The sequence below is a fragment of the Rhizorhabdus histidinilytica genome (assembly GCF_900167915.1).
Lineage (GTDB): Bacteria > Pseudomonadota > Alphaproteobacteria > Sphingomonadales > Sphingomonadaceae > Rhizorhabdus > Rhizorhabdus histidinilytica.
The window spans coordinates 201,325-226,890 of sequence record NZ_FUYM01000002.1 but is presented as its reverse complement, the minus strand read 5'-3'; the positions used below and the strand labels follow the sequence as shown (position 1 = coordinate 226,890).

At 68.1% G+C, this 25,566-nt stretch carries 22 protein-coding genes and 1 tRNA gene; 13 read left to right on the top strand and 10 right to left on the bottom strand.

The window, feature by feature from the left end; all coding sequences use genetic code 11:
• The first annotated feature begins 26 nt into the window (after positions 1-26).
• The 6 genes from B5X82_RS04845 (at position 27) to B5X82_RS04820 (ending at position 6,849) form a co-directional block, all read left to right on the top strand.
• Entirely contained in the window at positions 27-1,019 is a 993-nt protein-coding gene (locus B5X82_RS04845; RefSeq protein WP_079646987.1) for an alpha/beta hydrolase, read from the top strand.
• Between the two features lie 158 nt (positions 1,020-1,177).
• Positions 1,178-2,665, top strand: coding sequence for an FAD-binding oxidoreductase (locus B5X82_RS04840; protein ID WP_223811030.1), 1,488 nt, complete (start codon positions 1,178-1,180; stop codon positions 2,663-2,665).
• Positions 2,666-2,715: 50 nt separating this feature from the next.
• Positions 2,716-3,795: a nuclear transport factor 2 family protein gene (locus B5X82_RS04835; RefSeq protein ID WP_079646986.1), complete on the top strand. Its 1,080-nt coding sequence runs from the start codon at positions 2,716-2,718 to the stop codon at positions 3,793-3,795.
• Positions 3,796-3,900: 105 nt separating this feature from the next.
• Positions 3,901-5,052, top strand: a complete 1,152-nt coding sequence (locus tag B5X82_RS04830; protein WP_079646985.1) for a tyramine oxidase subunit B — start codon at positions 3,901-3,903, stop codon at positions 5,050-5,052.
• Between the two features lie 40 nt (positions 5,053-5,092).
• A complete protein-coding gene (locus tag B5X82_RS04825) occupies positions 5,093-5,515 on the top strand; it encodes a Rid family hydrolase (protein ID WP_079646984.1) in 423 nt (140 codons plus the stop codon).
• 38 nt (positions 5,516-5,553) lie between these two features.
• The gene (locus tag B5X82_RS04820) at positions 5,554-6,849 is read left to right on the top strand and encodes an NAD(P)/FAD-dependent oxidoreductase (RefSeq protein ID WP_079646983.1); all 1,296 of its coding nucleotides are present in this window, start codon (positions 5,554-5,556) and stop codon (positions 6,847-6,849) included.
• Here B5X82_RS04820 and B5X82_RS04815 read toward each other — a convergent pair.
• The 6 genes from B5X82_RS04815 to B5X82_RS04790 all read right to left on the bottom strand — a co-directional run bounded on the left by B5X82_RS04815 (position 6,839) and on the right by B5X82_RS04790 (position 13,819).
• Complete coding sequence (locus B5X82_RS04815; protein ID WP_079646982.1) at positions 6,839-7,837, bottom strand: CobW family GTP-binding protein; 999 nt, start codon at positions 7,835-7,837, stop codon at positions 6,839-6,841. The genes B5X82_RS04820 and B5X82_RS04815 overlap by 11 nt on opposite strands.
• Positions 7,827-9,416 (bottom strand): amidohydrolase, encoded by a 1,590-nt coding sequence (locus tag B5X82_RS04810; protein WP_079646981.1) that lies wholly within the window; start codon positions 9,414-9,416, stop codon positions 7,827-7,829. Before B5X82_RS04810 ends, B5X82_RS04815 begins: the two co-directional genes overlap by 11 nt.
• A 23-nt stretch (positions 9,417-9,439) precedes the next feature.
• Positions 9,440-11,743, bottom strand: coding sequence for a TonB-dependent receptor (locus B5X82_RS04805; protein WP_079646980.1), 2,304 nt, complete (start codon positions 11,741-11,743; stop codon positions 9,440-9,442).
• A gap of 148 nt (positions 11,744-11,891) precedes the next feature.
• Positions 11,892-12,857, bottom strand: coding sequence for a LysR family transcriptional regulator (locus B5X82_RS04800; RefSeq protein ID WP_079646979.1), 966 nt, complete (start codon positions 12,855-12,857; stop codon positions 11,892-11,894).
• An 8-nt stretch (positions 12,858-12,865) separates the two neighbouring features.
• Positions 12,866-13,345 (bottom strand): Cif family virulence factor, encoded by a 480-nt coding sequence (locus B5X82_RS04795; RefSeq protein ID WP_079646978.1) that lies wholly within the window; start codon positions 13,343-13,345, stop codon positions 12,866-12,868.
• A 60-nt stretch (positions 13,346-13,405) separates the two neighbouring features.
• Positions 13,406-13,819, bottom strand: coding sequence for a nuclear transport factor 2 family protein (locus B5X82_RS04790; RefSeq protein WP_079646977.1), 414 nt, complete (start codon positions 13,817-13,819; stop codon positions 13,406-13,408).
• A gap of 202 nt (positions 13,820-14,021) precedes the next feature.
• Between B5X82_RS04790 and B5X82_RS04785 the strand changes: the two genes are divergently transcribed.
• Both B5X82_RS04785 and B5X82_RS04780 read left to right on the top strand, forming a co-directional pair.
• Complete coding sequence (locus B5X82_RS04785; RefSeq protein WP_079646976.1) at positions 14,022-15,479, top strand: APC family permease; 1,458 nt, start codon at positions 14,022-14,024, stop codon at positions 15,477-15,479.
• A 27-nt stretch (positions 15,480-15,506) separates the two neighbouring features.
• On the top strand, positions 15,507-17,015 hold the full coding sequence (locus B5X82_RS04780; protein ID WP_079646975.1) for an aldehyde dehydrogenase family protein: 1,509 nt from the start codon (positions 15,507-15,509) through the stop codon (positions 17,013-17,015).
• Between the two features lie 190 nt (positions 17,016-17,205).
• Here B5X82_RS04780 and B5X82_RS04775 read toward each other — a convergent pair.
• A tRNA-Gly gene (locus tag B5X82_RS04775) sits at positions 17,206-17,280 on the bottom strand.
• A gap of 176 nt (positions 17,281-17,456) precedes the next feature.
• Here B5X82_RS04775 and B5X82_RS04770 point away from each other — a divergent pair.
• The 3 genes from B5X82_RS04770 to B5X82_RS04760 are packed head-to-tail and all read left to right on the top strand — an operon-like array spanning position 17,457 to position 19,164.
• Positions 17,457-18,353 carry a tetratricopeptide repeat protein gene (locus tag B5X82_RS04770; RefSeq protein WP_079646974.1) on the top strand — a complete coding sequence of 299 codons (897 nt, stop codon included), beginning with the start codon at positions 17,457-17,459 and terminating at the stop codon, positions 18,351-18,353.
• Between the two features lie 11 nt (positions 18,354-18,364).
• The gene (locus B5X82_RS04765) at positions 18,365-18,979 is read left to right on the top strand and encodes an LON peptidase substrate-binding domain-containing protein (RefSeq protein WP_079646973.1); all 615 of its coding nucleotides are present in this window, start codon (positions 18,365-18,367) and stop codon (positions 18,977-18,979) included.
• Positions 18,976-19,164 carry a Trm112 family protein gene (locus B5X82_RS04760; RefSeq protein ID WP_079646972.1) on the top strand — a complete coding sequence of 63 codons (189 nt, stop codon included), beginning with the start codon at positions 18,976-18,978 and terminating at the stop codon, positions 19,162-19,164. The genes B5X82_RS04765 and B5X82_RS04760 overlap by 4 nt, the downstream gene beginning before the upstream one ends.
• A 6-nt stretch (positions 19,165-19,170) precedes the next feature.
• On the opposite strand, the gene B5X82_RS04755 is transcribed toward B5X82_RS04760, so the two are convergent.
• A complete protein-coding gene (locus B5X82_RS04755) occupies positions 19,171-20,076 on the bottom strand; it encodes a restriction endonuclease (protein WP_079646971.1) in 906 nt (301 codons plus the stop codon).
• A gap of 23 nt (positions 20,077-20,099) precedes the next feature.
• Positions 20,100-21,320 carry a UbiH/UbiF/VisC/COQ6 family ubiquinone biosynthesis hydroxylase gene (locus B5X82_RS04750; protein ID WP_079646970.1) on the bottom strand — a complete coding sequence of 407 codons (1,221 nt, stop codon included), beginning with the start codon at positions 21,318-21,320 and terminating at the stop codon, positions 20,100-20,102.
• A gap of 214 nt (positions 21,321-21,534) precedes the next feature.
• On the opposite strand from B5X82_RS04750, the gene B5X82_RS04745 reads away from it, so the two are divergent.
• On the top strand, positions 21,535-23,928 hold the full coding sequence (locus tag B5X82_RS04745; protein WP_079646969.1) for a DNA translocase FtsK: 2,394 nt from the start codon (positions 21,535-21,537) through the stop codon (positions 23,926-23,928).
• A 13-nt stretch (positions 23,929-23,941) separates the two neighbouring features.
• The gene (locus tag B5X82_RS04740) at positions 23,942-25,006 is read left to right on the top strand and encodes an endonuclease/exonuclease/phosphatase family protein (protein ID WP_079646968.1); all 1,065 of its coding nucleotides are present in this window, start codon (positions 23,942-23,944) and stop codon (positions 25,004-25,006) included.
• Here B5X82_RS04740 and B5X82_RS04735 read toward each other — a convergent pair.
• A complete protein-coding gene (locus tag B5X82_RS04735) occupies positions 25,003-25,476 on the bottom strand; it encodes a hypothetical protein (RefSeq protein ID WP_079646967.1) in 474 nt (157 codons plus the stop codon). The two genes, B5X82_RS04740 and B5X82_RS04735, sit on opposite strands and share 4 nt — an antisense overlap.
• Between the last annotated feature and the right edge of the window lie 90 nt (positions 25,477-25,566).

Genomic DNA, 25,566 nt, shown 5'->3' with positions numbered 1-25,566 from the left:
GGTCCATCGACGAAAGCAGCCCGACAATGCGCTATCATCAGCTTCTCGACCGGTTCCGGGTCCGCCGCACGGCCGGACGATTCAAACATCTCGCATCGGTCATCCTCTTGCTCGCCATCGGGTCGCCTGCCCTGGCGGACCATCCGCCCACCCAGGTTCAGAACGGCTATGCGAATATCACCGACCATCAAATGATGGACTGGCTGCCGCGCACGCAGCCGACGGCGCGATTGCGCTACGCCGATGACAGCCCCCTCCAGTTCGGCGACCTCCGCATTCCCGCAAAAGCTCCTCCGCCCGCCGGCTATCCGGTCGTCATCTTCCTCCACGGAGGGGGCTGGATGTCGGACTGGAACAAGGATTATTCGGACGCGCTCGTCGAGAACCTGTCGCGGCAGGGCTATGCCACCTGGAGCATCGAATATCGTCGCCTGGGCAACGCCGGAGGGGGCTTTCCAGGCACCTATCTCGATGTCTCGCGAGCGGCCGACTTCGTCGCGACGCTGAGCAAGAAATATCGGCTGGATCTAGGCAGGGTGACGGCTGTCGGTCATTCGGCCGGGGGGCATCTGGCACTGTGGCTGGCAGGGCGCAGCCACATCCCGCCGGCCAGCGCGATCGCGCCGTCGAGGCCCCCGATCCACCTCCGCGGCGTGGTCGTCGTGGCGAGCGTATCCTCGCTGGAGGATGCGTTGGAGAAATCGGGGCGGCGATCCACGCTGTCGATCCTCGGAGTGACCACCCTCGAAGAGGCGAGACTTCGCTATGCCGAAGCGTCCCCGGATAGCCTGCTGCCGCTCGACGGACGCCTGCGCGTCATCGACGGCAGCAAGGATGCGGAATGGCGGATTGCCAGCAACACGCGGTTCGCCGAGCGGGCAAAGGCGGCGGGCAATGATGTCGGCCGCGTCATCCTGCAAGGCGCCAACCATTTTGACGTGGTCGCGCCTTCGGGTCCGGCGTTCGCCGCCATCCTCCAGGCCGTGAACGAGATCGATGGCGGCAAGCCCGGCAGATAGATTGGCAGCTACCATATCGGGGTTTTCCGCGGGCTCAGCGGCCCGATGGACACCGATCCCGAAAAACGTTGCCACTTGCGCAACAAGTGGACGGAGGGCTGGCGTTGTATGCCCTTCCCCCTGGCTTCATAGGTTCCGAAGGAACAACCGGAGTATTCATGTCCCGCCTTGCTCTTTGGTCGCGACGCCGCTTCCTGCACGCCACCGCCGTCTCGATCCCCGTGGCGACGGCGCTGTCCGGCGCCGAGAGCTTCGCCGCGCCGGCGAAGGGCAGCGACGCCGCGGCGCTCCAGGCGCGGATCGCCGGCACCGTCGTCGTCAAGGGTGACGCCGGCTACGAGACCTGGCGCGAGGCGATGATCTGGCAGCGGGCGAAGGCCGACCGGCGGCCCGACATGATCGTCCAGGTCGAGCGGGTCGAGGATGTGCAGGAGGCGGTCCGCTTCGCCGCCGCCAACGGGATGAAGGTTACCACGCGCTGCGGCGGCCACAGCATGGCCGCCTGCTTCCTGCGCGACCGCGGCATGCTGATCGACGTCAGCCGCCTCGACGGGATCGCGGTCGACAAGGCGGCGAAGATCGCCGTCGTCGGCCCCGGCGTCTTCTCGCGCGGCCTGGCCGAGCGGCTGGCGGAGGACGACCTCGCCTTTCCCGGCGCGCATTGCGGCACCGTGCCGATCAGCGGCTTCCTGCTCGGCGGCGGCGTCGGCCTGAACACCAACGCCTGGTCGCAGGGGATGAGCGTGTTCGCCGTCAAGGCGGTCGACATCGTCACCGCCGACGGGCGGCTGCTGCGCGCCAGCGAGACCGAGAATCGCGACCTGTTCTGGGCCGCGCGCGGCGGTGGGCCAGGCCTGTTCGGCGTGGTCGTCCGCTTCCACCTGCAATGCTTCGACGCGCCCAAGGTGATCTGGGGCGCGAGCTACACCTTCGCCTATGGCGAGCTCGACGCGGTCACGCGGGTGATGGACACCGTCGTCCCGCGGCTCGACAAGGACGTCGAGGTGCTGTTCGCGGTCGCCGCGGCACCCGACGTCGCCGAGGACGCACCGGTCGAGCAGCGCCAGCGCATCTATCTCGACATCAACGCCTTCGTCGCGAGCGAGGCCGAGGGCCGGCGCAAGCTCGCCCCGCTGCTGCGCGATCCGCTGATCGCCCGCGCGATCGACAGGATCGAGAACCGCGCCGGCAGTTTCGACCGCTATTACAGCGACAACGAAGCGTCCTTCCCGCAGGGCTTCTGGATGGGCGACGACGCGTGGATCGACCGGCCGATGGAAGCGGTCGAGATATTGAAGCGGCACATCCCCAATTGCCCGGCGCCGCGCGGCACGCCTCTGCTGCTCTACATGGGCACCAACAAGATGCCCGAGGCCGCCTGCTCGCGGATCGGCCGCTTCTATCTGGCTTATTACATGGAATGGGACGAGCCCGCCCAGGAGGCCGCGAGCCGCGCCTATTGCCTGAAGCTGTTCAAGGAGCTGAAGTCCGTCTCCAGCGGCAGCTACATCAACGAGATGGACCAGGAGGGGCGGCCCGAGGACATCCGCGACTGCTACTCCCCGGAGGCCTGGGCCCGGCTCGCCAGGCTGCGCCGGCAATGGGACCCCAAGGGCGTGTTCCACGGATTTTACGGCCAGTCATGACCGGCGCCCTCATCCGTCGTCCCTTCCATCCTCGCCTCGGGAATCGTGCAATGAAATCGCTATCGCCGAAAGCCGGCCTCGTCGCGGCGCTGCTGCTCTTCTCGGGCGTGGCGGCCGGAAAGGCCCTGACCACGCCGCAACCCGCCCAGGATTCAGCCACCGTCGTCCGCGAGCTCTACGAAGCGTTCGAACGCGGCGACATGGCCGCACTGGAGCGGCTGATCGCCCCCGACGCAACCTGGACCTATTACGGCCCGGCCGACAAGCTGCCGTTCGGCGGCACGCGGTACGGCCCCGCCGGGGTCGCCGACTTCTTCGCCAAGGTTGACGAGACGCTGGAGAATCCGGTGGCGACCCAGTTCGGCTATATCGTCACGGGCGACACGGTCGCGGTGCCCGGCACCGAGGAAAGCACGGTCCGCAGCACCGGCATCCGCTACAAGGCTGACCTCGTCCATGTCTTCAAGGTCCGCGACGGCAAGATCGTCAGCTTCGAGGAATTCATCGACAGCGGCAAGGTCCTGCTCGCCTTCCAGGGCGACAAGAGCGCCGGGATCGCCGCCGCGCGGCCGTCGCTCGGCAGCGGCGCCGGCAAGGCGATCTTCACCACCTGCGCGGGATGCCACGGCAATGCCGGCGAAGGCCGCGCCTATATGTACGCGCCCAACCTGACCGGCCAGGACCCGGACTATCTCGTCCGCCAGCTCACCAATTTCCGCGAGGGCAAGCGCGGCAAGACCGACGATGCGCACGGCTTCCAGATGGTCGGGCGGGCGACCGCCGTTCCGGGGCCCGAGGGCGTCAAGGCGGTGGTCTCCTACATCGCCGCGCTGCCCAAGCTGCCGGCCGCCCCGGTCGCGCAACGCCCCATGCCGGCCGCGATCGGCGAGCTGGTCCAGACCTGCGCGACCTGCCACGGCGAAGCGGGCGAGGGTAATCCGACGATGCAGGCGCCGGCGCTGAACCGGCTGGACAAGCGCTACATCGCCCAGCAGCTCGTCAATTTCCGCGACGGCAAGCGTGGCTATCACACCGACGATGCGGCCGGCGCGACGATGGCGGCATCGGCGAAGGCGATTCCGGGCCAGGCCGAGATCACAGCCCTCGCGAACCATTATGGCCGCGACTGACCGGTCGCGGCCGCGACCGATCCCAGCGCGTCCGATGGTCCGGCGCGCCAACCCACAGCGAAACAACCGGCCGCGACGGCGCGGCCCCGAAACTGGAACATTGCAATGGCTGACGACATGACGACCTCGACCCGGATCGACTTCATCTACCTGTCCGAACAGGACATGATCCGGGCGGGCGTCACCGACATGGCGGCTTGCGTCGACACGATGGAGGAGATGTTCGCCCTCCTCTATCATGGCGACTATCGGATGGCGGGACCGAGCAACAACTCGCACGGCTCGGTCGTGGTGTTCCCGGAGGATTCGCCCTTCCCGGACATGCCGAAGCCGACCCCCGATCGCCGCTTCATGGCGATGCCGGCCTATCTGGGCGGGCGTTTCCGCACCGCCGGCATGAAATGGTACGGCTCGAACATCGCCAACCGCGAGAAGGGGCTGCCGCGCTCGATCCTGATGTTCGTGCTCAACGACGCCGACACCGGCGCACCGCTGGCCTTCATGTCGGCCAACCTGCTGTCCGCCTATCGCACCGGCGCGGTGCCCGGCGTCGGCGCCCGCCACCTCGCCCGCAAGGATTCGAAGGTGGTCGGCATCCTCGGCCCCGGCGTGATGGCGAAGACCTCGCTCTCCGCCTTCATGGCGGTCTGCCCGCAGATCGACACGGTAAAGGTCAAGGGACGCGGCCAGAAGAGCCTCGACGCCTTCCTCGGCTGGGTGGCCGAGACCTATCCGCAGATCACCACCGTCCAGGTCGTCGACACGATCGAGGAGGTCGTCCGCAACTCCGACATCGTGACCTATTGCCAGTCGGGCGCGATCGGCGATCCGTCGATCTATCCGGTGGTGAAGCGCGAATGGGTCAGCCCCGGCACCTTCCTGTCGATGCCGTCGCTGACCAACATAGACGAGGGCATGGAATCACCCGAGATCCGCAAGGTGCTCGACAATCCCGGCCTCTACGACGCCTGGCACGAGGAGAATCCGAAGCCGGTCCACAACAACGTCCCCGTGGTCGGCATCCGCTTCCTCGACCTGATCGACGAGGGCCGCATGTCGCGCGACCAGATCGAGGACCTGGGCAAGATCGTCGCGGGCGAGGCCCCCGGCCGCCGCGACGACGAGGAGATCATCATCATGTCGGTCGGCGGCATGCCGGTCGAGGACGTCGCCTGGGGCACGGTCGTCTACCGCAACGCCATCGAGCAGGGGATCGGCGTCCCGCTCAACCTGTGGGACCAGCCCGTCCTGCGCTGATCCGCCGCCGATCCTCTTTCCGTCCCGAAGGACCCGGACCATGACCGATATCGTCAAAGTGAAGACCGGCTCCCCCGCCGAGGAGCGGGGCAGCTATTCGCGGCTCGTCGCCGTCGACAACCTGATCTTCGTTTCCAACACCGCCGGCCGCAACCCGCGCACCAAGCTGATCCCCAAGGACCTGACCGAGCAGACGCTCCAGGTCCTTGCCAATATCGACGCGGCGCTGGCCTCGGTCGGCTCCACGCTGGAGGACATCGTCGCGGCGCGCGTCTTCGTCCAGTTCCCCGAGGACATCGACGCCGTCATGACCGCCTATGCGGACAAGATGCGCGGCATCAACCCAACCCTCACCCTGACCAGCCCGCCGCTCGGATCGAGCGAGTACAAGGTCGAGATCGAGGTCACCGCCTATCGCGGCGCGGCGAAGGCCAACGTCAAAGAGATCGCCATTTCGCTCTGACGTCCCCTCCCCGCCCATCGAGCCCAAGGATCAGCGCCGTGGCCCCACGCATCACTCCGGTCCAGACCTCGCAGGAGATGCCGCGATCGACGACGGTGGTCGTGATCGGCGGCGGCATCGTCGGGCTGATGGCCGCGCTGACCCTGGCCGAGCGCGGTATCCCGGTGACCGTCCTCGAAAAGGGGCGGATCGCGGGAGAGCAGTCGTCGCGCAACCTCGGCTGGATCCGCAAGATCGGGCGCGAGGAGCATGACCTGCCGCTTTCGCTCGCCTCCGAACGGCTGTGGGCAGCGATGGCCGAGCGGGTCGGCGCCGATGTCGGCTATCGCCGCGCCGGCATCATGTACGTCGCCCGGACCGAGGCGGAGATGGCCGGGCATCGCGCCTGGCTGGAAGCGGTCGGGAAGGCGCTCGACGCGCGGCTGCTGACCCCCGGGGAGATCGACCGGCTCGTGCCCGGCGGCACCGGCGGCTGGGCCGGCGGCATCCACTCGCCGACCGACGGGCGCGCCGAACCGACGCTTGCGGCGAGCGCGATCGCCCGCGCCGCGCTGTCGAAGGGCGCGGTCATCGTCGAGGATTGTGCGGTCCGCACCCTGTCGATGGCGGCGGGCCGCGTCGCCGGCGTCGTCACCGAGCGCGGCGAGATCGGCTGCGACCAGGTCATCCTCGCCGGCGGCCTGTGGTCGCGGCGCTTCCTCGGCAATCTCGGCGTGTCGCTGCCCACCCTGCCGCTGGTCGCCTCGGTGCTGCGCACCGCGCCGATGGAGGGGCCGACCGAGATCGCGGTGGGCGCGCCCGACTTCTCGTTCCGCAAGCGCGCCGACGGCGGCTACACGATCACCCAGCGGGGCGCCTTCATCGTGCCGCTGGTCCCCGACAGCCTGCTGATCGGCCACCGCTACCTGCCGATGCTGCGCGCGCAGTGGCGGAACGTGCGGCTGTCGCTCGGCCGCGATTTCGTGAACGATCTCGCGCTCGGGCGCCATTGGGGCGCGGCGGCGACCTCACCGTTCGAGCGGGTGCGGACGATGGACCCACCGGTGAACGAGGGCCTCAATGCGGAGGCGATGCGCAACCTCGTCGCCGCCTGGCCGGCGTTCGGCAATGCGGTGATCGAGGAAAGCTGGGCCGGCACGATCGACGTCACCCCGGATTCGCTGCCGGTCATCTCGCCGGTCGCGAAGCTGCCCGGCCTGACTCTCGCCTCGGGCTTCTCGGGCCATGGTTTCGGCACCTCGCCCGCCGCGGGACGGCTCGCCGCCGATCTCGCCACCGGCGCGGCGCCGATCGTCGATCCCGCTTTCTACCGGCTCGAACGCCTCAGTTCATAGGAGCCAAGGTGTGCCGAAGGGCGCGCATCGCGTCCTCGCTGCTCGTATCGCGGCTGATCATCACGATCCGGCTCGACCGGTCGTCGCTCGGCCAGCGGTCGAGCAGGCGGGGCGGGTGGAACAGGTCCTGCACCGCGTCGATCACCACCGGCCGGTCGGCGTCGCGGACCCGCAACAGCCCCTTGATCCGCATCAGCCGCCCGCGATGCGCGGTGACGACGTCGTCGAGCGCCCCGGCGATCACCGGCCATGGCAACACATCGTCGAAGCGCCATGACGCCGTGGTGACGAGCGCATGGTCGTGGGCGTGGCCGTGATGATGGCCACGGCCGTGATCCTGCGGCAGCGCCCGCAGGCCGAGCAGGCGGAAGGGCTCCAGCAGCCGCCCCACCGCCGCTTCCTCAGAACCCGCGACCAGGATCGTCGCATGCGGCGCCGTGGCCGACAGCAGGCCGCGCAGGCGGTCGATCGCGTCGACGTCCGCCAGGTCGGCCTTGCTGATCAGGATGGCGTCGGCATGCGCCGCCTGGCTGGCCGCCTCGGGCTGGCTGCGCAGCGTCTCCGCACCCAGCACGCCGTCGACCAGGGTGATCACCGCGCTCAGCACGAAGTGCCGCTGGATCCAGCCGTCGGCGATGAAGCGCGCGAGGATCGGCGCGGGATCGGCGACGCCCGTCGTCTCGACGATCACCCGCGCGAAGGGCGGGATCGAACCGTCGCGCCGCCGCAGATCGAGGTCGCGCAGCGCGAGGCCGAGATCGTCATTCATGACGCAGCAGACGCAGCCATTGGCGAGCAGTTGCGGCGGCGGCGATCCGCTGCGGACCAGCAGTTCCTGGTCGATCCCGATCTCGCCCACCTCGTTGACCAGCAGCGCGCTGCCGGCGAAGGCGGGATCGTCGAGCATCCGCCCGATCAGCGTCGTCTTGCCGGCCCCCAGGAAGCCGGTGACGAGCAGCACCGGGAGCGGCGCAGCCTCATCGGACATCGTGGACGATGCGCCCTTCGAAGACCGTCGCCAGCACGCGCGCCTCCCCGATCTCGTCGACGGGACCGTCGAACAGGTTGCGGTCGAGCAGGATGAAGTCGGCCGACTTGCCGACCTCGATCGAACCGGTCAGCGTGTCGGCGCCGACGGCCCGCGCACCCGCCAGCGTCAGCATCTCGATCCCGGTGGCGAGGTCGACCGATTCCGCGCCGTGCTGAATCAGCCCCTGCAATGCCGGAAACAGGTTCGGTTCGGGCAGGAAGGTCCAGTCGGTGCCGACGGTCACGCGGGTCCCCATCCGGGCCAGCGTCCCGAACGGATAGCCGCGGTCGCGGAAGGCGGCGAGCTCGGGCATGTCGCCGAACCAGATCGGCGGCGACATCTCGGCGGTGACGTCGAGTTCGGCGAAGGAGGCCAGGTCGTCCGGCTGGACGAAGCAGCAATGGCTGATCTCCTGGATCGTCCCGCCGTCGCTCGCCGCCCGCATGTCGCGCATCGCCTGGAGGACGAGCTGCACCGCCGCGTCGCCGGTGCAGTGGATCTTGGCGGTGATGCCCGCCCTGTCCCACGCCGCGAGCGCGGCCGCCATCTCCTCGCGGGTGTGGAGCAGCTTGCCGGGCTGCGGCTGCCCGGTCGCGGGATCGATCTGGGCGTCGGTGAAATGCGGGCCGAGCGGCGAGCCGTCCATGAATACCTTGACGAAATCGGTCTTCACCCGCTCGCTCGCGAAGCGCTTCCGCTCCTCGATCAGCCGGTCGAGCGCCTCGGTGGTGGCATGGCCGAAATGCTCCTCACGCCATGGGATATGCGCATAGACGCGCAGCGCGAGGCCTTCCTCGCGATCGATCTCCTGCAGCATCTCCAGCTCGGGGCGGCTCGCCGACGCCTCCTGGATGCCGGTCACGCCGAACCGGCTCGCAGTCTCCAGCGCCCAGCGCAGCGCGCCGCGATGCACGTCGGGCTCGGGACTCGGCAGGACGTTGAACAGCTTCCAGGTGGCGCGCTCGACCAGCTCGCCGGTCGGCTCGTTCGATCCGGCCCGGCGCACGATCCGCCCGCCGAACGGATCGGGCGTGTCGGCGGTGATGCCAGCCAGCTCGAGCGCTTTGGAGTTGGCGAGGCCGTGATGAAGCGAATAGTCGTGGAGATAGACAGGCGTGTCGGGAAATTTCTCGTCGAGATATTTCCGGTCGACCTCCCCCGCCTCGGACAGGGTCGGGTTGAAGTCGCCGCCGATCACCCAGCCGCTGAGCTTGCCGCGCGAACAGGCGATGCAGTCGCACAGCCTCTCGCCATAGTCGCGGCCCAGCGCATCGGCGGGAAGCCGGCATTCGTAGCGGTGCTTCAGCCCCGCGAGCAGGATATGGCCATGCGCATCGTGGATACCGGGCATGACCATGCGGCCGCCCAGATCCACGATGGCGCACCCATCACCCGCCGCGGCCAGGATGTCGGCCGAAAGGCCGACCCCCGCTATCCTTCCATCCTCCACGAGGATCGCTTCCGCCCAGGGGCGGGCCGCATCGACGGTGTAGATGCGGCCGTTGACATAGGCGGTCGGCCGGGCTGGCTGGTCCATGGGTCCTGTCCTTTGCCGGGAGCTTACCAGCGATAGCGCACGGCCGCACCATAGGTGCGCGGCATCGCGTAGCGCACCTGGATGATACCAAGCGACGCGAAGGACGGACCGCCATAGGTGGTGTTGAGCCGGTTGCTGATATTGTCGACGAACGCGCGAAGCTGCCAATGCTCGGCCGCCTCGTAGGTGATCGAGGCATTATGCTTGAAATAGCCTTCGAGCTGGGTGCCCGGATCGCCGAAATTGCCCGAGTAGCGGGATGAGCGCGTCTCGAAATTCCAGTCGAGCGCGAGGCTCTGGTCGTTCGGCAGCTCGATCGTGTAGGTCGCGCCGCCGCTCGCGCTCCACTTCGGCGCGAAGGCCATCGGGCGATCGGCCACGACCGTGGTGCCCACCGGGGTGACCTTCGCCACGTCCTCGATCTCGGTGTGCAGATAGGCTCCCGCCGCATAGAGGCGGAGCTCCGGCGTCACCGCCGCCTCGATGTCGGTCTCGATGCCATAGGCGGTGGCGTCCTGGTTGGTGATCAGGCCCGCCAGGCCGACATAGTTGAACGCCTGATAGTCCTTGTAGTCATAATAGAAGGCCGAGGTGTTGATGCGCAGCTTGCGATCGAACAGCGTCGACTTCTGCCCGACCTCGTAGGAGATCAGCGTTTCGTCGCCATAGGGAATCCGCGCGAGCGAGACTCCGGTCGGATAGAAGCCGTTGTTGAAGCCGCCCGCCTTGGTCCCACGCGAGATGCTGGCGTAGAACAGGTTGTTGCGGTTGGGCTTGTAGTCGAGCTCGATCTTCCCCGACCACAAGGTGGCGCTGTACTTCAGCCGGAACGGGACCGGGGTACCGGTGCCGCCGTCGCTGACAAGGAAGCAGTCACCCACCGCACCGCCGCCGCAATCGCGCAGCGCCGCATTGTCGCGATCGGAGAAGGTCTTGCGGTCGCGGGTCACGCGGATGCCGGCGATCGCCGTGAACTTGCCGAAATCCTGCTCGATCTGGCCGAACACCGCACCCGAATTGGTCCGCAGCCGCCAGTCGGCGTTGAGGCTGATCGGGAAATAGGTGCCGTTGTAGAGTCCCGTCGCCGGATTGACGGCGGTCGGGCCATCGAGCGGGAAGTTGAATACCGCGGTCGGCTGGTCCTTGCCCAGCGCGCGCATGCCGTAGAGGCCGACCGTCCAGCGGGTCGACCGCCCGTCATGATAGAGGCGCAGTTCCTGGGTCAGCTGCTTGCCCTGATAGGGGAAGCTCGCGAAGACCAGCGGGTTCGGGGTGCCGTCGCTGTCCTCCTGCATCCGGCGCTTGTACGACTGGTAGCCGGTCAGGCTGGTGAAGGTCGTGTCGCCGAACTTCTTCTCGATCCGCAGCAGGCCCGAATAGCCCGACGAGCGCAGGAAGGCGGCGTCGTTGGTGCTGACGACATTCTTCTTCGCCGCCGGGGTGTTGCGCTCGGCATAGCCGACCGCGTCGACGATCGTCGGATCGGTGACCACCAGGCCATTGGCGTCGACGAAGCCCGTCTTGCTCTCATAATAGGCATGGGTCGTCCTGGTCCGGCCATATTCGCCCTTGAGCAGGATGTCCCAGCCGTCGTCGCCCTGATAGCGGAGCTGCAGGCGGGCGGCATCCGATCCGGCCTGGCCGCCGCGCTCAAGCGCGGGGTTGATGTTCTTCTGGAAACCATCGCTATGGCGCGAGGTGCCCGACAGGCGCATCGACACCGTGTCGCTCAGCGGCGCGGTCGCGGCGCCTTCGAGCTTGAGGTCGTTGAAGCGGCCGTAGCTGGCCGAGAGATAGCCCTCGGCGGTCTGGCTCGGACGCTTCGTGATGTAGTTGATCAGGCCGCCAGTCGAGTTGCGACCGAACAACGTCCCTTGCGGACCGCGCAGCACCTCGACCCGGTCGAGGTCGAACAGCGCGAAGTCGACCGCCGGGACCGCGACGATGTAGAATTCGTCGACATAGGAGGTGACCGGCGCCTCATGGCCTTCGCCGAAGTCGTTGAGGCCGATGCCGCGGATCACGACGTTGGACGAGGTACCGGGACCGTAGGGCGAATAGCTTTCCAGCCCGACCACCTTGCCGGCGAGATCGGCGCTGCTGGCGATGTTGCGGTTGGCGATCTGCTCGGGCGTCACCGCGGTGATGGCGATGCCCACCTGCTGGATGTTCTGGGCCCGCTTCTGCGCGGTGACCACGATCTCCTGCAGGCCGCCGGCCGCATCGTCGGCCGAATCCGCGGCGACCTGGGCCTGGGCCGCGCCGGCGCCCAGCCATAGCGCGACGCCGCCGAGAAGCATGATCCTGACCCGGTTGGACTTTGACATTCTTTCCCTTTCCGCGTGGATAATTTCACGCTGCGCTTGATTTTGGCGGAAGGTCGTCGAAGGCCGGGGCGATCACAACGGCACCGGGACCCGCAGTTGTTGCGCGATCCGCAACGTTGCTTTTCGACGCCGGGGAATTCGGCCGGCGTCAGCCGCGCGCCGGAGGCTGGGCGGATTGCTCCTCGTCGAGCCGGTGCATCTCGCGCACCAGCGCATTCTGCAGGGCGAGCGCCGCCGGCGTCATGCGGCGGCCGGCGCGGCTGACCAGGTGGAGCCGGATGTCGGATAGCTCGTCGCTCAGGATCGGTCGCTCGACGATGCCACCGATCGCCGCGGCGGGATGCCCCAGGATGCTTGGCAGCATGGTCACACCCATGCCCTGCGCGACGCTGTCGAGGATGACCTGGATCGACGGGGACTTCATGACGATGTTGAGCGGCAGGCCGCGTTCGGTGAACACCGAATGGATGATCTCGAGCAGGCGTGAGCCGGCGTCAGGCAGCACCAGTCGCTCGCCAGAGATCTGCACCGGCCAGATCGCCTCCTCCCGCGCCAGCGGATGCTTCTCCGACATGAACAGCGAAAAGGGTTGCCGGCTGGTCGCGAGCAGCTTCAGCCGCACGTCCTGGGCGGTGTCGAACAGCAGGCCGAGCTGCGCCCCGTCGTTGAGCACCAGCCGCTCGGCCTCGTCGCCGTCGGCCGCCTTCATCTCGATGTTGATGTCGGGATATTTGGTCGAGACGGTGGAGAAGGCCTTCAGGAAGCGCACCGCCAGCAGGCCCTGCGCAACGACGATGCGGATCGTCGAGGTCCGCGTGCTGCGCAGCTCGGCAAGGCGCGCCAACAGCTCCTGATGCTCGACGACCCGACGCTCATAATATTCGATCAGCAATTGCCCGGCTTCGGTGAGCTGGACCTTGTAGGAGCCCTTCTCGACCAGGTCGATGCTCAGCGCCCGTTCGAGCAGCTTGATCTGCCGGCTGATCGACGAGGCCGCGACCCCCAGATAGTCGGCGGCGGCGCGCATCGAGCCGTGCCGGGCCGACAGGGAAAGATATTGCAGCCGGTGGTCCTGGACGCTGATCTCGTAGGTGCGGCGGCTGATACCCGGCATCTAGCGGCTTACCGTGCCTGCGCCTTCGACGCGACCTGTCCGCGCGGCTTGCGATTGCGGGCCGGTCGCCGCTCGACCAGCGGGACGAGGTCGAGCTCGCTCAGCAACAGGCCCTGCTCGGCGAAGAAGAAATCGCGCGAGACGAACCAGTCGCCGTCCTTCTCCTGCCAGATCATCAGCACGCGATGGATCTCGACGTCGCCGGTCATCAGCGTGTTGCGGTTGGTGATGTTGCCGAACGCGACCGGGCCGATCACCGTGATCGGATCGATCTCGATCTCGATCGAGCGGCAGACCTCACGGACCTCGATGAACAGCCGGGTGATCGCCTCATGGCCGATCTGGGCCGGCAGTTCGCGCCCCTCCATGATCGCGTCGGGCAGGTAGAATTCCTGGACCATCACGGCGAGCTGGCCCGCCCGGAAGCGGTTCTCGAACTGCCGGCATTTTTCGGCCACCCGCCGGGCCACCGCACCCTGATCAGACATGGGCCATGGCTCCACCGCCCCCTGGGGATCCGGGATCAAGAGGAAGGGAAGGGCGCATCGTCAATCCCGCCCGTCCAGACAGCCGGCGACGGCCGCGGTATCGATGAACTCGTCGAAGCGCGTCATCAGGCCGTCCTTCACCTCATAGACGTGCGACCATTGCACCCGATATTCCTTGCCGGTCGCCAGCGACATGCTGTGCTCGATCCCGCGTCCGAACACCTGATCGCCCACGCCCACCAGCGAGAGCGGAGTCATCTCCTTGACCTCGATCACCTGGCCGACCCGGGCGAAGAAATCCTGCACGCCGGCATGGCCGGCGAACGTACCGGCGAAGGGAATCCGGTCGCGCGGACCATGGTAGGTCCATTCGATGTCCGGCGACAGAGTCGCGAAGGCGGCCGCGATATCGCCGGCGTTGAACGCGTCGAAGAAACGTTTGACGGTGTCGGCGCTGTCCTGGCCGCTGCTCATTGCTCATCCCCGTTCGGTACCGCGACGCGCCGAGGTCGCCGGCCATGTCCGGCGATATGATGGCCGGGCGCGACGGCCGTCAATATCCACGGGCCAGGCTGTTGTTGCGTCCCCGGCAACATTTTCGCCGCCGATCGCGGTTGAACTGCACGCGCATTGCCACGAAGCATGGCTTTCATCCCTGCCATCCGGAGACCGCCCCTTGCACGAACGGACCCGTTCCTCGTCCGGCCCCGCCGATGACCAGCCCGCGAAGGGCGTATTGGCGGAAGGCGTGCTCGGCAGCGTCGACATCACCTTCATGGTGCTCGCCGTCGCCGCACCGATGGCGATCGTCGTCGCGACCATGCCGATCTCCTTCGCGCTGGGCAACGGCATGGGGGTCGCGGGGACCTACGCGCTGTCGGGCCTGGCGATCGCGCTGTTCGCGATCGGCTATGTCCGCCTGCTGCCCCATATCCGCAACGCCGGCGCCTTCTACGCGATCATCGCACAGACCTTCGGCCGGGTGGCGGGGCTCGCCGGCTCCTATGTCGCCCTGGTCTCCTATGTCGCTCTGTGTTGCGCGACGCTGGGGGCGCTGTCCTATTTCGTCACCAGCCTGCTCCACATGCTGGGGCTGGATTTCGTCCATTGGGGCGTGAGCGCGCTGGCGGTGATCGCGATCCTGACGCTGCTCTCCTATTTCCGCATCGACTTCACCGCCAAGCTGCTCGCGATCGCGCTGGGGGCGGAGGTGATCGCCATCCTCGCACTCGACGCAGCGATCCTGCTGGCCGAAGGCTTCGGATCGCCCGGCCGCATCTTCGCCCCGTCGGTCGTCCTCGCGCCGGGCCTCGGCGTCAGCGCCATCTATGCCTTCAACTCGGTGATCGGCTTCGAGGCGACGGCGATCTATCAGGAGGAGGCGCGCGACCCGGAGGTCAGCATCCCCCGTGCGACCTATGCCGCGATCGGCGTGATCTGCCTGTTCTACGTCTTCACGGCCTATGCCTTCATCGTCGCAAGCGGCCCCGGCATCGCGGCGGCAGCCGGCAAGGACCCCGGGCAATTCGTGTTCGGCCTGGCGCGCCACTATCTCGGGCGGCAGGGCGAGGCGATCCTGTCGCTGCTGGTGATCAGCAGCGCCTTCGCCGCAGTGCTCGGCCTGTTCAACAACAGCGCACGCTACGTCTTCGCGCTGGCGCGCGACGGAGCCCTGCCCGCGCGCCTCGCGCGGACCCGCCCGATCAACGGCGCACCGTTCAACGCCGGCCTGCCGGTCATCCTGGTGCTGTCGGTGGTGATCTCGCTGTTCGCGCTGGCCGGTCTCGACCCGCTGCTGTCGCTCACCACCGCGCTGACCGGCTTCGGATCGGTCGGGCTGATGGCGCTGCTGACGATCACCGCCTTCGCCGTGCCCGTCTTCCTGAGGAAGCGGACCGGACGGTTCGGCCCGGTCTCGCTCTTCCCCTTCGCCGGTGGCGCGATGCTGGCAACCGGCACGATCCTCTCGGTCGCCAATTATCCGCTGCTGACCGGCACCGATTCGACCTTGATCAACCGGCTGCCCGCGCTGCTCCTCGCGATCGCCGGGATCGGGACGGCGCAGGCCCTGCTTCTGCGCCGCCGCCGCCCCGACGTCTTCGCCCGCATCGGGCTGAGCCAGGTGGCCGGATAAACGCACGACATATCAGGAGACGATCCCATGACGACGGCCAACGACCTTTCGCGGCTGAGCACGAAGGCACGCGAGTTCATCGGCGGCACCAAGGGGCTGTTCATCGACGGAGAATGGCGCGCCGCCGAGCGCGGCGAGACGCTGCCGGTGACCGATCCGAGCAGCGGACAGGAGGTCGGCCGCATCGCGCAGGCGAGCGCGGCCGACGTCGACGCCGCGGTGAAGGCGGCGCGGCGTGCACTGGAGGATCCGGCCTGGGCACGGATGCGCCCGCACCAGCGCGAGGAGATCATGCTCCGCCTGGCCGATCTGATTCGCGACGAAGCATCGTCGCTGGCCGAGATCGAGACCGTCAACAGCGGCAAGCTGATCGCCAACACCCGCCTGTTCGACGCCGACCTGTCGGTTCACACGCTGCGCTACATGGCGGGCTGGGCGACCAAGCTCCATGGCGAGACGATGGACCTTTCGGTCCCCTATCTGCCGAACCTGCGCTTCAACGGCTTCACGCGGCGCTTCCCGGTCGGCGTCGTCGCCGCGATCACGCCGTGGAACGTGCCGCTCTGTCAGGCGGTGTGGAAGCTGGCGCCGGTGCTGGCGACGGGCTGCACCATCGTCCTCAAGCCGTCCGAGCTGACCTCGCTCACCGCGCTGCGGCTCGCCGAGCTGTGCGACGCGGCGGGGGTTCCGCCGGGCGTCGTCAACGTCGTCACCGGCACCGGGGAGGTCACCGGCCGGGCGCTGATCGAGCATCCCGGGGTCGACAAGATCAACTTCACCGGCTCGACCCGGGTCGGCCAGATCATCGCCGAGCAGGCCGCCCGCAGCTTCAAGCATTATAATCTCGAACTGGGCGGCAAATCGCCGCTGATCATCGCCGAGGACGCAGATCTCGAAAAGGCGATCCCCGGCGCGGCCTGGGCGATCTACGGCAATTCCGGGCAGAATTGCTGCGCCGGATCGCGTGCGCTGATCCATGCAAAGCATTTCGACCGGGTGGTCGCCGGCGTCGCCGAGATCGCGGCGTCGATCCGGCTCGGGCCGGGGCTCGACCCGGCGTCGATGATGGGTCCGCTGGTCAGCGCCGACCACCGCGCCCGCGTCGCCGGCCATGTCGACCGCGCCCGCGAGTCCGGGGCGCAGGTCATCGGCGGCGAGATCGTCGAGGGCAGCGGGAGCTATTTCACCCCGGCGGTGATCACCGGCCTCGACCATGGCCATCCCACGGTGCAGCAGGAGATCTTCGGCCCGGTGCTGTGCGCCTTCCCGTTCCGGGACGACGAGGAGGCGCTGCGCATCGCCAACGACACCGCCTTCGGCCTCGGCGCCAGCATCTGGACGGAGGGGCTGCGGACCGCCAACCGTTATTTCGAGCGGCTGAAGGCCGGCACGGTGTGGATCAACACCCACAATATCCTCGACCTCTCGCTGCCCTTCGGCGGCACCAAGCAATCGGGCGTCGGCTTCGAGCTGGGCCATGAGGGGATATTGTCGCACACGGTGATCCGCGCGGGCGTGATGCTCGACGAAGGCTAGGATCGTGCTCTATCGGCCCGGGCCCGAAACGGCCTGGGCCGCATGGCGGGTTCCAGACGAATGGCGGCGCATGCCGTGCGGCCCGCATCGCCATGCCATGCGAGCATGATGACGATCGCCATCCGAACAGGACCGGACAGGAAACATCATCGGTTTTCAGGAAGGGGGTTTGTCAAAAACCCCGGAAAACTGGAGCGGGCGAAGGGATTCGAACCCTCGACCCCAACCTTGGCAAGGTTGTGCTCTACCCCTGAGCTACGCCCGCTCTGGCGTCTCCGGCGGGCCATGCCTGCCGTCGAGGCGCGGCTATTAGCGTGGGGGTCCTCCCTCCGCAAGCCTGATTCTCGAAAAAGTTTCGAGGCCTTGGCATAAGCGGGCGGCGTCCCACATAAGGGGACACGAAAAGGGCATGTGGGAGAATCATCGGTGGCAACCCTGGGGATGAGCGCGGCGGATCGGGAAGCGATCGAGGCGTTCAAGCGCGATGTCGTCGAACCGTCGATGACGTCGCTCGTCATCCTCGATTTCTGGGCCGAATGGTGCGGGCCGTGCAAGGCGCTGGCACCGGTGCTCGAAAAGGTCGCCGCCGACTATGCCGACAAGGGCGTCGTCCTCGCCAAGATCAATGTCGACGAGCAGAAGATGATCGCGGCGCAGTTCCGCGTCCAGTCGATCCCCACCGTCTACGCGCTGTTCCAGGGACAGCTCGTCGCGGACCTCACCCAGGCGCGCAGCGAGAGCCAGCTCAAGCAGATGCTGGACCAGATCCTGCGCCAGCTGCCGATCCAGGGCGCCGCCGACAAGATGCATGAGGACATCGCTCCGCTGATCGCGATGGGCGAGGAGGTGCTGGAAGCCGGCGACGTCGAGCGCGCGCTGTCGGTGTTCGGCCAACTCGTCGAGATGGCGCCCGACGATGTCGAGGTGATCAGCGGACTCGCCCGTGCGATGGTCAAGGCCGGCCAGGTCGACGAGGCCGAGGCGCTGCTCGCCCAGCTTCCGCCCGAAAAGGCCAAGGAGGCGCCGATCGCGCGGGCCCAGGCGGCCGTCGCGCTCGCCCGCGAGGCCGCCCCGGTCGACGATCTCGGCCCGCTGCGCGCCAGGGTCGCGGCGAACCCCGACGACCATGAGGCGCGCTTCGAGCTGGCCGGCGGGCTGATGGCGGCCGGTGACCGCGACGGCGCCGCCGACAACCTGCTCGAGATCATCGCCCGCGATCGCGCCTGGAATGAGGATGCGGCGCGGCAGCGGCTGCTCAAGCTGCTCGAAGTGGTCGGGCTCGAGGATCCGTGGGTGCGCGAGCAGCGGCGGCGCCTGTCGGCGCTGCTGTTCACCTGACGGCCGCGATCATGGCCGAGCGCCTGTCGATCTTCCCGCTGGCGGGCGCGCTGCTATTCCCGCGCGGCCATCTGCCGCTGCACATCTTCGAGCCGCGCTACCGCGCGCTCGTCACCGACGCGCTGGCGCGCGACCGCCGCGTCTCGATGATCCAGCCGCGCGACGACCGCGAGCCGCCGACGCTGTTCGACGTCGGCTGCGTCGGCCATATCCGCGAGGTCGAGCGGCTCGACGACGGCCGCTTCAACATCGTCCTCGAAGGCCTCACCCGCTTCCGCCTGCTGCGCGAACTCGACGTCGCGACGCCGTTCCGGCAGGTCGAGGCGGACCTGACCGCATTCGACGACGCCGTGGCGCCCGACGCGCTGCCCAGCATCGTCCGCGCCGAGATCGAGCGCGAGGCACGCCGCTTCGCCGACAGCCGCGGCGTCGCGGTCGACTGGACCGGGGTCAGTCGGCTCGATGACGAAACGCTGGTCAACGCCATATCCGCGATCGCGCCGTTTGACAGCGCCGCCAAGCAGGCACTGCTCGAAGCCCGGACGCTGGCCGACCGCGCCGACCTGCTCGCCCAGTTCCTCGGCTTCTTCCGGCGCGGCGACGACGAGCCGGCGACGCTGCAATGACGGCCGGGCCGGGGCTCGACCCCGATCTGCTCGCGATCCTGGTCTGCCCGGTGACGCGCACGCCGCTGCGTTATGACGAGGCGGCCGGGGAGTTGGTCTCCGAAGCCGCCGGCCTCGCCTTCCCGATCCGCGCCGGCGTTCCGGTCATGCTGTTCGAGGAAGCGCGGCGGCTGGATGAGCCCTGACGGGGGCTATCCCTCCCTAGGCGCAAGAAAATAGACCGGCACAACAGGCAGGCGACGGCGGGCCTCGTCAGCCAGGCTGGCATAATTTTCCACCCACAGGTCGAAAAACCGCCGTGCGTCAATAAGCGTCACGCGCCTGGTTTCCTGATTGCGCGCATAGTCCTGCGCATCTCTGGTGAAGCCGGCCAGGCAGATGTAGATGCCGACGTCACCGCTGGTCAGCGTCGCAAGAAATGACTTCAACCCGTCGCTATCGACCTTTTGCTGCCATCGTTTGACCTGCGCCTTGATCCGCGGACCCGTCACGCCGAACGGATCGGCGAAGGCTATCACATCCACCCCGTTGTCTTTCCCCGGCGGGGAAACCCACGAAACATGATACCCCATCCCCCTCAGGAGGTCGGCGACCATTTCCTGAAATTCAAATGGATCTGCTGAGTGTAGAAAGGTTGAGATTTCGGCCCAGGCATGGTCGAGCGCTTCCTCCACGGTAACGCTCAATTTTTCCGCCGCTTCTTCGATCGCCTCCGGCGCCGCCGCCTCACCAGGCTTGACAGCGGACTTATCGCGCTGGCCCCTCCAAATCGCGTAAAGCCGGCAGGCTTCCCTGTAGAACACCTCGGGATCCGGATATTGCGCATAGGCCTTTTGGCCTGCCTCCGTGATACTCCAAATACCCTTGTTCTTGTGTAACCAGCCAGCCTTGGCACAGTCCACAGTCGCAAAGCGCACGATTTTCTCGAATCTTTGACCACCGGACGAATATTGTCCTGCTTCGAAATCGGTCAGCGGCACGGCGTCTCGAACCGCGTCAATTGCAGCGGCTGCCGGCATTCCTTCCGGTTCCACCATCAGCAATTCGAAGAGTTTGCGCAGGAACTCCCCCGTGCGGCGTCGCGTGATATTGGCCAATTCTCCCCCCCCCCGCAGCCTTCTCAGATCGCCATGCCCTGCAGCAGCCGGGGCAACTTGCCCGTCTCGCCCCGCGCCTCGGCCATGAAGCGGCCCTTGAGCGGGCCGAGCCGCTGGACCGCGCCGAGGCCGATGCGGCGCACGGTGCGGGCGGTGCGGCCGGGGATGCCGAACAGGCGGGTCAGGCCGTCGGTCGAGGCCGCGACCATGAAGCTGTCGAGGCTGCGCCAGCGCTGGTAGCGGGCGAGGAGCTGGGCATCGCCCGGATCGAGGCCGAGACGCATCCCCTCGACCAGCACCTCGGTCAGCGCCGCGACGTCGCGATAGCCGAGGTTGACGCCCTGGCCGGCGATCGGGTGGATGCCGTGCGCGGCATCGCCGACGAGGGCGAGGCGCGTGTCGGTGATCCGCGCGGCATGGTGGAAGCCGAGCGGATAGGAGGAGCGCGGCGAGATCAGCGACACCTTGCCGAGCATGCCGCCCATCCGCTTCTCCGCCTCGGCCTGATAGGCGCGGTCGGGCAGGCCCAGCATCGCCGGGGCGTGCTTCTTGTCGACGGTCCAGACCAGCGCCGAGCGGTGACGCCCCTCGGCATCGTCGACCAGCGGCAGGATCGCGAACGGGCCGGTCGTATAGAAGATCTCATAGGCGACGTTGCCGTGCGGCTTCTCATGCGCGATCGAAGCGATCATCGCGACATGGTCGTAGCTCCAGCGAGCGCAGGTGATGCCGGCGGCCTCGCGGGTCGGCGACTGGCGGCCCTCGGCGCCGATCAGCAGCGATCCCTCGACTTCGCGACCGTCAGCCAGCGTGACGCGCACCCCGTCCAAATCGCGGTGGACGTCGACCGGGCGGGCGGGACGCAGCAGGGTCAGCCCGTCGGCCGCGCGCGCCGTGGTGTCGAGCGCGATGCGCAGGTCGCGATTCTCGAACATATGGCCGAGCGCGCCATCATCCGCCGACGGCTCGAAGATCAGGCTTTCGGGGCTGAGGCCGTCCTGCACCCGGATCGCGTCGATCGGGCAGCCGCGGCCCTGGAGATGCGCGCCGACGCCGATCGCGTCGAGCATCCGCCACGGCGCGCTCGCCACGGCCGAGGCGCGACCGTCGAAGCCGCTCGCCAGCACCTTGTCGGGATCGGCGGGATCGATCACCGCCGCCCTGATGCCGTGCCGCGCGAGCGCGATACCGAGGGTGAGGCCGACCAGGCCCCCGCCGAGAATGATGACGTCCTGCCGTTCCATGGGACCCGCTTTAGGGCGTCGGCGGCGGACATGCCACCACCTAACCGCAATCGCCACCCGGCGGAGGCCGGGGTCTCAGGAGGCTGGGACGGATGGGAGGTCGCGCGACTCTTCTGAGACCCCGGCCTCCGCCGGGGTGACGGCTTGGGGGCGATGAGACGGGCCGATCGGGCCGTCGCTTGACCGCGACTCCGCGCTATGGGATTCTTGGGCCATGGCAAGTCGCAGCATCAGGATCGCGGGGGAAGAGGTCGTACCGACGGCGGCGGAGCCGGGCGGCTGGCGCGCGGCGCTGGCAGGGCTCGGCCGCCGCGCCGGATCGATCTGCGCCGCGATCGCGCTGATCGGCGGGACGATCGCGTCCGGCTTCGTCCTCGCCAGCTATCATGTCACCGATCCGTCGATGAACACGGCGGCCGGCGGCCCTTCGCAGAACGTCTTCGGCCCGGTCGGTGCGTGGATCGCCGACCTCGCGCTCAGCATCTTCGGGCCGGCCGTCGCGCTCGTCCTGCCGCTCGGGCTGGTCTGGGGACTGCGGCTGTGGCGTGGCCATCCGGTCGGGCGCTGGGGCCGCTCGCTCGCCATCGCGCTGTGCGCGGTCGCGGTGATCGGAATCGGTCTGGGGTTGTTCCGGGGCGGATCGGTTGCCGGCCTGCCCGCCGGCTTCGGCGGCAGCCTCGGCCTGGCCGGCGCCGCGCTCGCCCGTCTCGGCCTCGATCAGATCGCCGATCCGGTGATCGCCAATGGCGCGCGTCTCGGCAGCGCCGCGCTGCTCGCCATCCTCGGCCTGTCGCTATGGGTCTGGGGCCTTGGCCTGATGGCCGACGAGCGCGACTGGCTGTTCCGGCGCGGCGCCTATGCGCGCCGCCCGTCCGAGCCCTATGACGAGGACGAGATCCCCTTCGACGCCGACGATATCGAGACGATCGACAAGGCGCCCCTCCCCGTCCGCCCGCCGCGCCACGCGCCGATCGACGAGGAGGAGGAACCGGCGCCGCCGCCCGTCATCGCCGACCGCAAGAAGGCGGCCGCCCCCTCGGCCAAGGCGGTCGCGCGCGAGCGGCAGAGCTCGCTGCCGCTCGGCGACACCTATAAGCTGCCCAGCCTGTCGCTGCTGTCGCCGGCGCCGCCCTCCTCGGGCAGGACGATCGACAAGGCGGCGCTGGAGCGCAACGCCCGGCTGCTGGAGACGGTGCTCGACGACTTCAACGTCAAGGGCCGGATCGTCGAGATCCGCCCCGGCCCGGTCGTCACCATGTACGAGCTGGAACCCGCCGCCGGCATCAAGGCGAGCCGCGTGATCGCGCTGGCCGACGACATCGCCCGCAACATGTCGGCGATGTCGGCGCGCATTGCGGTGATCCCAGGCCGCACCGTGATCGGCATCGAGCTGCCCAACGCCAAGCGCGAGACGGTGTCGCTGTCCGAGCTGATCGCCAGCGACGCGTTCGAGGAGCTGTCGAGCGGCCTCGCCCTCGTCCTCGGCAAGAATATCGGCGGCGATCCGGTGATCGCCGACCTCGCGCCGATGCCCCACCTGCTCGTCGCCGGCACCACCGGATCGGGCAAGTCGGTCGGCATCAACTCGATGATCCTGTCGCTGCTCTACCGGCTGACGCCCGACCAGTGCCGGATGATCATGATCGATCCGAAGATGCTCGAACTCAGCATCTACGACGACATCCCCCACCTGCTCTCCCCGGTCGTGACCGAGCCGCAAAAGGCGGTGCGCGCGCTCAAATGGGCGGTCGAGCAGATGGAGGACCGCTACCGGATGATGTCGTCGGTCGGGGTGCGCGGCCTCGCCAGCTTCAACGAGCGGGTGCGCACGGCGAAGGCCAAGGGCCAGCCGCTCGGCCGCCGCGTCCAGACCGGCTACGACGCCGAGACCGGCCAGCCGATCTACGAGGAGGAGAAGCTCGAGTTCGAGCCGCTCCCGCAGATCGTCGTCATCGTCGACGAGCTCGCCGACCTGATGATGACCGCCGGCAAGGAGGTCGAATTCCTGATCCAGCGGCTGGCGCAGAAGGCGCGCGCGGCGGGCATCCACCTGATCATGGCGACGCAGCGCCCGTCGGTCGACGTCATCACCGGCGTGATCAAGGCCAACCTGCCGACCCGCATCAGCTTCCAGGTCACCAGCAAGATCGACAGCCGCACCATATTGGGCGAGCAGGGCGCCGAGCAGCTGCTGGGCAAGGGCGACATGCTCTACATGGCCGGCGGCAAGCAGATCATCCGCGTCCACGGCCCGTTCGTATCGGACGACGAGGTTCGCGCGGTCGCAGACCATTGGCGCGAGCAGGGCACCCCCGACTATATCCAGGCCGTGACCGAGGAACCCGAGGACGGCGGCTTCGCGATGGAGGGCGGCCCGTCGGGCCCCGACGATCCCGAGACGCAGACCTATCGCCGCGCGATCCAATTGGTCGTCGAGAACCGCAAGGCCTCGACGAGCTGGCTGCAGCGGCAGCTCCGCATCGGCTACAATTCCGCCGCGCGGCTGATCGAGCGGCTGGAGAAGGACGGCATCGTCTCGCAGCCCGACCATGTCGGCCGGCGCGAGGTGCAGGTCGACATGGCCGATCTGGGACGTTTCCTCAACTAGGACGATCCCGACGATGACATCGTGGCTCGGGCGACTGTCCGGCTTGCTGCTGCTGCCTGCCCTGGCCGGTTGCGCACCGCCCCCGCCGATCCGTGTGCTGCCGGCCGCGAAGGCGCCCGCGCCCGCCATCGTCGCGGCCGAGACGCCCGGCGAGATGCGCACCACCCTGTCGGTGCTGACCTACAATATCGAAGGGCTCGGCTGGCCCGCGCGCAAGGGGCGCAAGACGCAGCTTCGCGAGATCGGCCGCCGGCTCGCCGAGCTGCGCGAACGGGGGGAAGCTCCCGACGTGGCGATGTTCCAGGAGATGTTCAGCGGCAGGGCCAAGCGAGCGGTGGCGGCAAGCGGCTATCCTGCGATCGTCGCGGGCCCGCAGCGGCTGACCTTTGCGGGTCGCGCGACCGACGAACCATTGCCGGGCAAGTCGCGCTTCCGACGGGGCGAGCTCGGGCTCAAGCTGCTCGGCAGCGGGCTGGCCATCGCCTCGCGCTATCCGCTCGACGGGATCGAGCTCCACCCCTACGGCCTGCGATCCTGCGCGGGGATCGACTGCCTTGCCAACAAGGGCATCGTCCGCGCGCTGCTGCACATGCCCGGCGTGCCGGTGCCGGTCGAGCTCTACGACACCCACATGAACTCGCAGGGCGCGTCGCGCGCGCCGAAGCCCCGCGCCCTCGCCGCGCATATGCGCCAGTCGCGCGAGGCATCGGGCTTCATCGCCGGGGTCAACGAGCCGGCCTATCCGCTGATCTTCGGCGGCGATTTCAACATGCGCTGGTCGGAGGAGCGTTTCGCCGACTTCTCGCGCTACGTGCCGCTGGAGATCGTCCATCGCTGGTGCGTCGCGCCGGACCATGGCTGCGACGTGCGGATGTCATGGGACGGCGACGAACCCTGGATGGACACGCAGGACCTGCAGCTCTTCCGGTCGAGCCCGATGGTGGCGATCCGGCCGATCCGGGTCGAGGCGATGTTCGACGGCGGGGCGCTGCCCCGATTGTCGGACCATGACGGCTTCCTCGTCACCTATGAGCTGCGCTGGCGGGCCGACGGCGGCACGGTGCGTGACCGCCGCTAGAGAGGCGCGCCGGAGGCGAGCCGGGCGCCCCACTGCGCCCGCGTCATCGTCGCGAGATATTCGGCCTGCATCGACGGGGTGAGGATCTCCATCATCTGCCGGCCCTCGATCCACAACTCGACGACACCGAACATGTTGCCGCGCTTGCGATATTTGGCCGGCCAGCCCTCGCGGCGGGCGATCGCCATGACCTCCTCAATCTCCAGCGCGGTGCCTAGTGCGCCATGGGTGGCAGTGAAACGGTCGAGCCCGCCCGGCTCGCCATAGGCGTCGGCATCCCCTTCCGCTTCGCGCAGCAGCGTTCCCGCCGGATAGACCTCGATCGAGGTGCCGTGGCCGTCGTCGGCCAGCGCGATCCAGCCGTCCCGCGACACGGGCGGAAAGGGCATCGCCTCCCCGCCGATCAGCTCGGCAAGGACGGTGGCGACGTGGCGCGGGTCGGCGGCGGCGATCGACATGTGGAACAGCATGGATGTCTCCCTGATCGCTCGCCCCATGGAATATGGCATAAAATGTGTCAATACTTATTTGACACTTTTCGTGCCACATATTAGCGCCAG

Coding starts and splice junctions, on each gene's coding strand:
- B5X82_RS04845 (WP_079646987.1), top strand. CDS start 27: ATGCGCTATCATCAGCTTCTCGACCGGTTCCGGGTCCGCCGCACGGCC.
- B5X82_RS04840 (WP_223811030.1), top strand. CDS start 1,178: ATGTCCCGCCTTGCTCTTTGGTCGCGACGCCGCTTCCTGCACGCCACC.
- B5X82_RS04835 (WP_079646986.1), top strand. CDS start 2,716: ATGAAATCGCTATCGCCGAAAGCCGGCCTCGTCGCGGCGCTGCTGCTC.
- B5X82_RS04830 (WP_079646985.1), top strand. CDS start 3,901: ATGGCTGACGACATGACGACCTCGACCCGGATCGACTTCATCTACCTG.
- B5X82_RS04825 (WP_079646984.1), top strand. CDS start 5,093: ATGACCGATATCGTCAAAGTGAAGACCGGCTCCCCCGCCGAGGAGCGG.
- B5X82_RS04815 (WP_079646982.1), bottom strand. CDS start 7,837: ATGTCCGATGAGGCTGCGCCGCTCCCGGTGCTGCTCGTCACCGGCTTC.
- B5X82_RS04810 (WP_079646981.1), bottom strand. CDS start 9,416: ATGGACCAGCCAGCCCGGCCGACCGCCTATGTCAACGGCCGCATCTAC.
- B5X82_RS04805 (WP_079646980.1), bottom strand. CDS start 11,743: ATGTCAAAGTCCAACCGGGTCAGGATCATGCTTCTCGGCGGCGTCGCG.
- B5X82_RS04800 (WP_079646979.1), bottom strand. CDS start 12,857: ATGCCGGGTATCAGCCGCCGCACCTACGAGATCAGCGTCCAGGACCAC.
- B5X82_RS04795 (WP_079646978.1), bottom strand. CDS start 13,345: ATGTCTGATCAGGGTGCGGTGGCCCGGCGGGTGGCCGAAAAATGCCGG.
- B5X82_RS04790 (WP_079646977.1), bottom strand. CDS start 13,819: ATGAGCAGCGGCCAGGACAGCGCCGACACCGTCAAACGTTTCTTCGAC.
- B5X82_RS04780 (WP_079646975.1), top strand. CDS start 15,507: ATGACGACGGCCAACGACCTTTCGCGGCTGAGCACGAAGGCACGCGAG.
- B5X82_RS04770 (WP_079646974.1), top strand. CDS start 17,457: ATGAGCGCGGCGGATCGGGAAGCGATCGAGGCGTTCAAGCGCGATGTC.
- B5X82_RS04765 (WP_079646973.1), top strand. CDS start 18,365: ATGGCCGAGCGCCTGTCGATCTTCCCGCTGGCGGGCGCGCTGCTATTC.
- B5X82_RS04760 (WP_079646972.1), top strand. CDS start 18,976: ATGACGGCCGGGCCGGGGCTCGACCCCGATCTGCTCGCGATCCTGGTC.
- B5X82_RS04750 (WP_079646970.1), bottom strand. CDS start 21,320: ATGGAACGGCAGGACGTCATCATTCTCGGCGGGGGCCTGGTCGGCCTC.
- B5X82_RS04745 (WP_079646969.1), top strand. CDS start 21,535: ATGGCAAGTCGCAGCATCAGGATCGCGGGGGAAGAGGTCGTACCGACG.
- B5X82_RS04740 (WP_079646968.1), top strand. CDS start 23,942: ATGACATCGTGGCTCGGGCGACTGTCCGGCTTGCTGCTGCTGCCTGCC.
- B5X82_RS04735 (WP_079646967.1), bottom strand. CDS start 25,476: ATGCTGTTCCACATGTCGATCGCCGCCGCCGACCCGCGCCACGTCGCC.